This is a genomic window from Candidatus Methylomirabilis sp. (genome assembly GCA_036000645.1).
Taxonomy (GTDB): Bacteria; Methylomirabilota; Methylomirabilia; order Methylomirabilales; family JACPAU01; genus JACPAU01.
The window spans coordinates 1-9441 of sequence record DASYVA010000119.1 but is presented as its reverse complement, the minus strand read 5'-3'; the positions used below and the strand labels follow the sequence as shown (position 1 = coordinate 9441).

Below are 9441 nucleotides of genomic sequence, written 5' to 3'. Positions count from 1 at the left end.
CATGCTGATCCGCGTCACCATGGCGAACATCTGTGGGTCCGACCTCCACTTCGTCCGGGGGGGCGGACCCGGTCTGAAGGGGGGGACGCCGCGCATCCTGGGGCACGAGATGGTGGGGGTCATCGAGCGCCTGGGGCGGGCGGTCAAATCCGACACCCTCGGGCAACCGCTGCGCGAGGGTGATCGAGTCTGCTACGCCTACTATCTGCCCTGCGGCGCCTGCCCGGCCTGCTGGCACGGCGTCCCGGGCTGCCCGAACCGCTACCGGTACTGGTTGGAGACTTCCTGCGAGGATCCGCCGCACTTCCACGGCGCCTACGGCGAGTTCTATTACCTGCGGCCCGGCCAGTGGGTGTACCGCCTGCCCGACACCCTCCAGGACCGGGTCGTCTCCCCCGTGAACTGCGCCCTGGCCCAGATGGTCTACGGGCTGCATCGGGTCGGGGTCACCCTGGGGGACGCCGTCGCGATCCAGGGAGCGGGGGGGCTCGGCCTGTACGCGTGCGCGATTGCGCGGGAGATGGGGGCCGGGACGATCCTGGTCCTGGACCTCCTCCCGGATCGCCTGGAGCTCGCCAGATCCTTCGGGGCCGACGCCGCGCTCAACGTGACCGGCCTCACGGCGCAGGAGCGGGCCGCCGCGATCCGCGAGCGGACCGGGGGGTACGGGGCCGACCTCGTCGTGGAAGTCAGCGGCTCCCCCGCCGTCCTCGAGGAGGGGATCGCGATGGCCCGGGTGGGCGGGCGCATCCTCTGGATCGGCAACATCAACCTCGGACGCACCGGCACGGTGGATCCGGGGCAGGTGGTGCGGGGCTCCCGGACCATTGTGGGGCTGGTGGTCTACGAGCCCTGGGTCATCCCGCGGGCCCTGGGGCTCCTCCAGCGGGCCGGCACCCGGTACCCCTTCGACCGGATCATCTCCCACACCTTCCCCCTCTCCGCCATCAACGAGGCCTTCGCCGTTGCCGCCGAGCGGAAGGCGCTCCGCGTCTCGCTCCTCCCCGGAGGCTGAGGGAATTTCATTGCCGCTGCGCCGGGCCCGTGGTATCAATACCCCACGGGCGCAGGGCGCCTCCCGGCCGGAGCGATGGGTCCCGCCGGCGGCGCAGCGCCGGCGGCCGAGCGAAGGCCGCGGGAGGGCCCCATGCTGCATCATGTGCTGGAGGAGCGTTACCCCCGAGAGATGACGCTCCGGGACGGGAGCACCGTGATCATCCGCCCCCTGGGAAAGGACGACAAGGAGGCGCTCCTGGTTTTCTTCCGGGCGGTGCCGGAGGAGGAGCGGCTGTTTCTGAAGGATGACGTGACCGACGAGGCGGTGATTGACTCCTGGATCCGGGGCCTGGACTACGGCCAGGTCCTGCCGCTCCTGGCCGAGGCCGACGGCCGGATCGTGGCCGACGCGACCCTGCACCAGCAGAAGCGGGGCTGGATGAGCCACGTCGGCAAGGTTCGGGTGGTCGCCCACCCCTCCTTCCGCCACAAGGGCCTCGCCAGCGGCTTGATCAAGGAACTCATCGAGGTAGCCCGGGACTCCGGCCTGGAGCTCCTGGATGCCGAGTTCATGTCGGAGCAGGTCGGGCCGATGCAGACCTTTACCCGCCTCGGCTTCTACAGGGTAGCGACGCTCCCCCGCCACGTCCGGGACCAGAAGGGCAAGGCCCACGACTTCATCGTGATGGCCTACGACCTGGTGCCGGACGACGAGGCCTTCGCCGCCCAGTAGCGGGGAGCCCGCCGCGCGGGGCCCGCGACCTCCCGCCCCGCCGCCAGGAGCGCCATGCACCCCGCCGACCTCGAGGCCGAAGCCGCCCTCCTACGCCCCTACGTCACCAACCTGGACCGGCCCGTCTTCGCCCTCCGGAACCTGCCGGAAGAGGTGGTGGCGGTCCTCTTCGCCTACTACAGCCGCAGCCGCGAGACCCTCCGCGCGAACCTCCTGAAGCTCCTCCGGGAAGGGGACCTGGATCTGGCCGGACGGCTGGACGCGGCGGACCCGGACGAGCAGGGGCTTGCCGCCGCCCGCGAGAAGGCACGGCAGTTCCACGAGAAGTGGGTGGTCGGGTACGGCCACGCGTCGGTGGCCGAGCACGCCGTCGCCCACCTCGCGCTGGAGGATGTCTCCATCCTGGCCAGCAAAGTGGTGGAGGACATGCGCCTGGCCGCCTACACCGAGAAGTCCACGCGCTACGTCGTCTTCGAGAAGGAGCGCTACTACCGGCCGGCAGCCATCATGGCCTCGCCGCTCGCCGCGCCGTACCGCGAAGCGGCCGAGTGGTTGCTCGAGACCTACACGCGCCTGAGTCCTGACGTGACCCGGCGGATCATGGCGGAGCGGCCGCCCGCGCCGGGCCAGAGCCCGAAGGGGCACGAGACGGCCTGCCGCGCGCACGCCTGCGACCTCCTCCGGTACCTGCTCCCCACCGCCACCCTCACCAATATCGGGATGACCATCAATGGCCGGGCCCTGGAGCACCTGCTCACCAAGATGCTCTCCCACCCCCTGCCCGAGACCCGGGAGCTGGCGGTTGCGATGAAGGCGGAGGCGCAGCACGTCATCCCCACCCTGATCAAGTACGCCGCGCCCAATGCCTACATGCAGGAGACCCCGAAGGCGGTGGCGGCCCTCGCGGCCGAGGTGGCGGGCCAAGCCGAGCCCGCGCCGACGGGGAGCGTCCGGATCGTCCGGGCGCCCGAGGAGCCCGAGGTCCACCTCACGGCGGCCATTCTCTACACCGCCTCCCGCCTCCCCTACGAGCAGCTCCTCCAGGAGGTGCGGCGGCAGCCCCGGGAGGTCCGGGAGCGGATCATCACGGAGTACCAGGCGCGGCGCGGCCCGCACGATGCGCCGCTCCGGGCGCTCGAGCACCTCGTCTATTCCTTTGAGGTCTTGGTGGACTTCGGCGCGTATCGCGACCTGCAGCGCCACCGGATGGCCATGCAGCTCCGACAGCCCCTCACGTCCGAGCACGGCTACGAGATGCCGGAGGAGGCGGAGCGGCACGGGTTCGCCGCCCTGTTCCGGGAGGGGATGGCGCGAGCCGCCGACACGTACGCGGCCCTCGCCCGCCAATTCCCGGAGGAGGCCGCGTACGTCCTGCCGCTCGCCACGAGGGTCCGGGTCCTCTTCACCTGGAACCTCCGCGAGCTGCACCACTTCATCGCGCTGCGCTCCGGCAAGCAGGGGCACCCGGCCTACCGCCGGATCGCCCAGCAGGCCTTCCGGGAACTCGAGCGGGTCCACCCGTTCCTGGCTTCCTTCATCCGCGTGGACCTCAAGGACTACGACCTCGCCCGCGCCTAACCGCTCCCCCAGTGAGATCTGTGCATCGCTGCCCGCTCCATCGCCGTCCGACGCAGATGGGCCCTCGGCTGAAGCGGCATGTGCCGATCCGGGGTGCGAGTCTAGGGGGCGAACTCGTAATGGACGGGGCCGAGCTCGAAGCGCGCGTGGGCGGGGGCGGTATACTTGGTCTTCGCGACGGGGGCATCCAGAGCGATCATGGGAACCGTCGCCTCCCGCACGAGGCGGCTCCTCTCATCGTAGAACCGCACCGTGACACTGGCACGGCGTAAGGTCTTGGCCGTCCTGTTCGTGAAGGTGATGTCGAGGATCTCGCTCTTTCCCACCCCCGCCCCCGCCCGCTCCACCACCGCTTCCACATTCCCGTCCTGGTAGATCAGGCGCTCCTGGGCCGCCGCCCGTCCGGCCAGGGTCGCCAGCAGGGCTACGGCCACGAGCAGGGCCGGGGCCGCCGGGAGGCTCCTACAGCGGGAGCTGCTCGCAGAGGCGTCGGTCAAAGAGGGCTTTGGGACGGTTGAAGTACCCGATCTCCACATGCGCGAACTCCTTCCGCAGCAGCCGCAGGAGCCTCCGGATCCCCAGGACCTTGCCCCGGGGGGGCGGCACGGCCGCCAGGTAGAGGCGCGGGTCAATGTTCAGGTTGCGCATCTGGACCATGTGCAGGCCCGTCCGGCGGATCAGGGCGAAGAGGGCCTCCGCCTCCTCCTCCCGGTCGGTGACGCCCGGGAAGACCAGGAGGTTGATGCTGGTGAAGACCCCGTTCGCCGTCGCGGCGGCGATCGCGTCGGCCACGTCTTGCCAGCCGTAGTTCCGGGGGCGGTAGTAGGGCGTGTAGGTCTCCGGCCGCGCCGCGTTGAGGCTCACCCGGACGCTGTCGAGTCCGGCCCGGGCGAGCCGCGTGACGGCGGCGGCGCTCGAGCCGTTGGTGTTGCAGTTGATGGTGCCGGCGTCGGTCTTCTCCCGGAGCCCCCGGATGACCGCCTCCAGCAGGTCCACCTGCAAGAGCGGCTCCCCCTCGCACCCCTGGCCGAACGAGACGATGGCGTCCTCAGCTTCGCGCAGGTGGGGGACCGCGGCCTCGATGACCTCCCCTGCCGTCAGCCGGTAGAGGACGCGCTCGTGGGAGGCCTGGCAGGCCCCCGCTGGCTGGAGCGAGATGCACCCCACGCAGTCGGCGTTGCACGATGCCGAGGCGGGCAGCGGCATCTCCCAGCGGCCGAGGAACGCGTTCTTGGCGGCCAGGCAGTGATAGGCGAGGGCACAGACCTTCAATTGCTTCCAGAGGCGGTTCGCAGGGTGCTGCCGCAGCGTAGCCTCCACCCGCGGCAGGATCTCCCGATCGTCGTAGTGGTGGGGCTCCGAGTGGTCCACCGGGTCCACCCGGACCGCGGCCGCGACGAAGCGGCCGGCTGCGAAGCCGCACGCGGTGTAGGCCCAGAGAGGCAGGTAGGGCGACGGTCCCGGGTAGTGGGCGGCGGGGAGGTGCGTCCGCGTGTAGCCCGGCGGCAGGAAGCACGCGACCGCCAGGGGAGTCACCTTCCGCCGCCCTACCGGGACCCGCTCCAGCGTGGAAAAGGCGTCGAGAGAGGGATCGAAGGCGATGGGGCGACTGCCCGGGAGATGGAAGAAGCGGGTTCCCTCCGGAACCGGGAGAAGGTCTTCGGCCGGAATCCGACTGGGATCCGTCCCCGACGCTCCGGCGGCCTCGAGCGAGGGGTGGTCGTAGATCTTCCCTTTGGGATCGGCGAAGAGCGCCTGAACCATGGCCTCCCCGGAAACGCCCGCCGCGCCCGAAGGCGCGGCGGGAAACTCATCCTAGCACTCCGGGGAAAGCCTGTCCAGGCTCAGACCTGCTCCACCGTGCTCCGGAATTTCGGGCGCTTCATGGCCGACAGGGCAACGGCCACGCCCAGGAGGGCGAAGAAGAAGGTGAGCAGCTCGGCGGTGGGCTTCGCCTGCAGGACCTGCAGGTAGACCTGCAGGGCCACCGGGAAGTTATAGCTTCCGGTCCGGCTCTGGATGAGGTGGGCGACGTAGAAGACCTGCCCGGCGAAGACGCCGAGGAGCGTGAGGACGCCGGTCAGGACCTGCCCGAGGAGGTCCACCTTCCCCATCCCGGCCTTCACGGCATAGGCCACCAGGGCGCCGATGCCGATCGCCACCGCCGAGTAGATGTGGTCGGTGAGGACGGCGAGGATCGCCCAGCCGAGCCCCCCCACCAGCGCCGCCCCCGCTCCGGTCAGAAGCCCGAGAGCGGGGTTGGCGGCCTGCGCGGCGTACGCCCGCTCGGCCCGCGCCTCCTCCTGCTTCTCCCCCTGCAGACAGCCGGCGCAGACGTACCCCGGTGAGCCGTTCACCAGGATCGGCTCCGCCACGGGGACGCTGCCGCAGACCTCGCAGCGGCCGTTGAAACGCGCCACGTGTGCCGGCAGGAGGGCGAGGAAGGCCCCGGCGAGGGCAGCCAAGCGCTCCGGGTTCCCCCGCAGAAAATAGGGCCGGTCCAACCAGAGAAGCCCCTCTTCGACCTTCAGACGCTTGCGAAGCGTACGGGGGAAGGTCTCCTTCCCGAGGGCCTTGAGCACGGTCGGATCCCGCATCACCGCCTCGGACAGGCTCTGCCAGGTGCCGCCGCGGGGGAAGCGGATGGCCACATAGGCCACGTTGGCACCATCCCGGACCGTGGTCCCCATGACCGCCAGGTACCCGTCCCGGGCTGCCACCACTTTCTGTTCCCAGTCCAGAAAGCCCTTCGCCGGGTAGTACTTCCCGTTCCAGTCCCGGGCAATTTTCTCCCAACGGGTCCTCTGCCCCATGGCCGCTCCTCCTCCCCCCGGCCCGGCGACGGCGCTGCCGGGCGGAGGCAGGCCCGGGGAGGTGCAACCACCAGGCCAACAGGCGGGGGGTGCGCGGCAGGCTAGAGTGACTGCAACGAATTGTCACCAAGGCTCACGCGACGGCCGGAGTGTCGGGCCAAATGACGAGCATCACGAGGCCCGAGGGAGGAGGCGGCCGGAGGCGTACGCTGTTTGTACGTTGAGGACCGCCGACGACCGAGAACGAGGTGAGGCGACGTCAGTTGGCCCGGCACCTAGATGAGGGCGGACTCCAGGACAATGCCCCGGTCGAGCGCCTTGACGCCCTGCCAAAGCTGGGCGCGGAGCGGCTCGGCCACTTCGGGGGCATCCACGATCTGGCGGCTGAGATCGATCAACCGGCGGAAGGCGCGGATGAGATCCCCCTCGTGCCCCCCGTAGTGGGCCTCGACCAGGTGGACCCAGTCCTCTTCGCCGGCGGCCCACTCGTAGGTTGCCGCAAGCAGGGCGGTGTGCATCGAGACCGGGAGGCTGACCCGGTGCTCCTGCTGGACCGCCTGGACCTCGGCCGCCAGGTCCTCCATGGCCCGCACCCTTTGCCGCAGGTGCGGCCACCGCTTGAGGAGCGCCCGGGCGAAGCCCGCCTCGGTCTCCCTGGGCTCCTCCACGAGGCAGGAGAGGAGGCTCACCACCTCCTGCCCCGGCAGGTCGTCCAGGACACCCGCGAAGACGACCCGCGCGACCAAGAGCTCGTTGTCGTGCCGGAGCCCGGCCACCAGGTGCCCCTCCTTGGCCAGCGCGTTACCCTGGACGTAACGGAAGTGCTTGAGGACATCCACGACCCGGCAGAACTGGTCCCAGTAACTGTTCCGGAGCTGGGCCAGTAACCGCTCCCGCGCCTCCACCGTCGCGGCGAGGCGGTGCTGGCGCTTGAGCTGCTCCATCCGCGGGCGCTCCGGGCAGCGGTGGCAGGGGCTCTCTGAGAGCGCGAGGGTCAGGTCCGGGATCCGGGAAGGGTCGGGGGCTGCCAGGCCTCCGTCCAGCCCGCCAGTCTCCCCCGCGAGGACCCGGAGCTGCTCCCGGTGTCTCGGCCCCCTCCGGCGGCCCTGCCGCTCCCGTCCCCCGGGGGAGCGCACCTGCCCCCGCCGCGCCGCCTCCAGCTCCTCCCGGAGGGCCCGGTACTGGAGGAGGTTGCAATGCTCCCCGCACCCGAGCGTAAACCCCCGCACCCGGCGCAGCCGCTCCACCAGCTCCGCGACCTCCCGCTCGACCTCCTCGATCCGCTTCCGGTTCTGGAACTGACCGAAGGAGGACTCGATGTTCCGCCGGATCTCCTGGGGGTTGGGGTAGTTGTGCAGGAGCAGGGCTGCGGAGGAGTACCCGACCCGGAACTGGCTCTCCACCGGCTCCGAGGCCTTCCGGATCAGGTAGAGCGCCTCGTCCACTCCCTCGGGCCCATCCAGGGCGATGATGCACTTCCCCTCGGGGTCGATCCCGCGGCGCCCGGCCCGTCCGGCCATCTGGGTCAGCTCGTTGTGCGTGACGGTCCGGAAGCCGACGTCGGTCCGCTTGGTGAGGCTCTGGAGGAAGACGCTCCGGGCCGGCATGTGGATCCCCAGGCTCATGGTCTCGGTAGCGAAGACGACCCGGGTGAGGCCCCGCTCGAACAGCTGCTCCGTCAGGCGCTTGATTGCCGGGAGGATACCGGCGTGGTGGACCCCCGCCCCGCGGCGTAACCCGTCGAAGAGCATCTCGTTGAGCTCGCTCTCCGAGACCAGGCTGGGGTTCTCCGCCCGGAAGGCCGCGATCGCCTCCTCCACCTCCCGCTCCCGGTGCGGCTCCAGGAGGTTCAGACCGTCCTCCAGGAACCGGCGCAGCGCGGCCTCGCACCCCGCCCGGCTGAAGATAAAGTAAATGGCCGGGAGCCAGCGCTTCGCCCGCAGCCCCGGGATGACGGCGAGGGGACTGGCCGGGCGGCGGCGCAGGAAGGGCCGGGCCCGCCCGGGCCGGAACCGCTGGACCCGCAGGCGGCGGCGGTCGAAGCCCCCCCGGAGGGTCTCAAAGACCTGGCTGCGGGAGAGGCCGTCCAGGGGGACGAAGTGCCCCTCGCTGTCGCAGAGGTGGTAGTGCAGCGGGACCGGGCGCGTCGTGTGCTTCACCACCCGGATCTCCCCGTGGACCGTCCGGACCCACTCGGCGATCTCCTCGATGTTCCCCACGGTGGCCGAGAGGGCGACGATCTGCACCTCCGGCGGGCAGTTGATGATGATCTCCTCCCAGACCGTGCCCCGGCTCTCGTCTCCCATGTAGTGGCACTCGTCCAGCACCACGTAGCCGATCTCCTCCAAGCTCCTGGTGTAGAGCATGTTCCGGAGGATCTCGGTGGTCATGACCACGAGGGGGGCGCGGGGGTGGACCTTCACGTCCCCCGTGAGGATGCCGACTCGCTCCGCGCCGTATTGGCGGGTGAAGTCGGCGAACTTCTGGTTGCTCAGCGCCTTGAGGGGGGTCGTGTAGGCCAGGCGGGTACCCGTGGCGAGAGCCCGGGTGATGGCGAACTCGGCGATGAGGGTCTTGCCGGCGCCCGTGGGAGCCGAAACGATGACCGAAACCCCCTCCAGGATGTGCCGGCTGGCCTCCTCCTGGAAGGGGTCCAGGGGAAAGGGGTAGCGGGCGCGGAAAGCCGCCAGGAGGGCCTCGGCTGGCGCCCCAACGGGAGTGGACCCGGGATCGGGCATCCCCTTCACCCCCGGGCCGACCGAGCATCCGGCCGGGGCACCGGCTTCGCCCCCTGCTGTCTCGGCTTCTCCGGCCACAGGCAGTCCTCGTAGACCGGGCACCGGTCGCACAAGGGCCGGAGGGCCTTGCAGGTGTAGCGACCGTGGAAGATGAAGAGGTGAGTCGCCCGGGCCCACCGGGCGGGCGGGATGACGACGCACAGGTCCTGCTCGATCTTGTCGGGATCGTCCGTGGCGGTCAGCCCGAGGCGGTTGGCCACCCGCGTGACGTGGGTGTCCACAGCGAGGGCAGGCTTCCCGAAGGCGGTCCCCAGGACCACGTTGGCCGTCTTTCGCCAGACCCCCGGGAGGGCCGTCAGAGCCTCCATGGTGTCGGGGACCTCGCCGGCGTGCTCGGAGAGGAGCCGCTGGCAGCAGCCGATGATGGCCCGGGCCTTGTTCCGGTAGAAGCCGGTCGAGCGGATCTCCCCCATCAGGACCGTCGGGTCTGCCCGGGCGAAGTCGGCTGCGGTTCGGTACTTCTGGAAGAGCGTTCGGGTCACCTGGTTCACCCGCTGGTCGGTGCACTGGGCCGAGAGGATCG

General features: G+C 70.5%; 8 protein-coding genes. 3 read left to right on the top strand and 5 right to left on the bottom strand.

Annotated elements, in window-relative coordinates; translation table 11 throughout:
- From VGT06_06875 to VGT06_06865, 3 genes are all read left to right on the top strand, one after another.
- Positions 1 to 1015 (top strand): zinc-binding dehydrogenase (locus tag VGT06_06875; GenBank protein ID HEV8662841.1); only part of this gene is annotated, 1015 nt, incomplete at its 5' end.
- Positions 1016 to 1147: 132 nt separating this feature from the next.
- Positions 1148 to 1729, top strand: coding sequence for a GNAT family N-acetyltransferase (locus VGT06_06870; GenBank protein HEV8662840.1), 582 nt, complete (start codon positions 1148 to 1150; stop codon positions 1727 to 1729).
- Between the two features lie 54 nt (positions 1730 to 1783).
- A complete protein-coding gene (locus tag VGT06_06865; GenBank protein HEV8662839.1) occupies positions 1784 to 3307 on the top strand; it encodes an FAD-dependent thymidylate synthase in 1524 nt (507 codons plus the stop codon).
- 101 nt (positions 3308 to 3408) lie between these two features.
- Here VGT06_06865 and VGT06_06860 read toward each other — a convergent pair whose 3' ends face one another.
- The 5 genes from VGT06_06860 to nth all read right to left on the bottom strand — a co-directional run.
- Positions 3409 to 3741, bottom strand: coding sequence for a hypothetical protein (locus VGT06_06860; protein HEV8662838.1), 333 nt, complete (start codon positions 3739 to 3741; stop codon positions 3409 to 3411).
- Positions 3742 to 3769: 28 nt separating this feature from the next.
- Positions 3770 to 5071, bottom strand: a complete 1302-nt coding sequence (locus tag VGT06_06855) for a radical SAM protein (protein ID HEV8662837.1) — start codon at positions 5069 to 5071, stop codon at positions 3770 to 3772.
- A gap of 80 nt (positions 5072 to 5151) precedes the next feature.
- A complete protein-coding gene (locus tag VGT06_06850; protein HEV8662836.1) occupies positions 5152 to 6120 on the bottom strand; it encodes a hypothetical protein in 969 nt (322 codons plus the stop codon).
- A 275-nt stretch (positions 6121 to 6395) separates the two neighbouring features.
- Positions 6396 to 8858, bottom strand: a complete 2463-nt coding sequence (locus VGT06_06845; protein ID HEV8662835.1) for a DEAD/DEAH box helicase — start codon at positions 8856 to 8858, stop codon at positions 6396 to 6398.
- A gap of 5 nt (positions 8859 to 8863) precedes the next feature.
- Positions 8864 to 9441, bottom strand: a 578-nt coding sequence (nth, locus tag VGT06_06840) for an endonuclease III (GenBank protein ID HEV8662834.1), incomplete at its 5' end; no start/stop codon positions are given.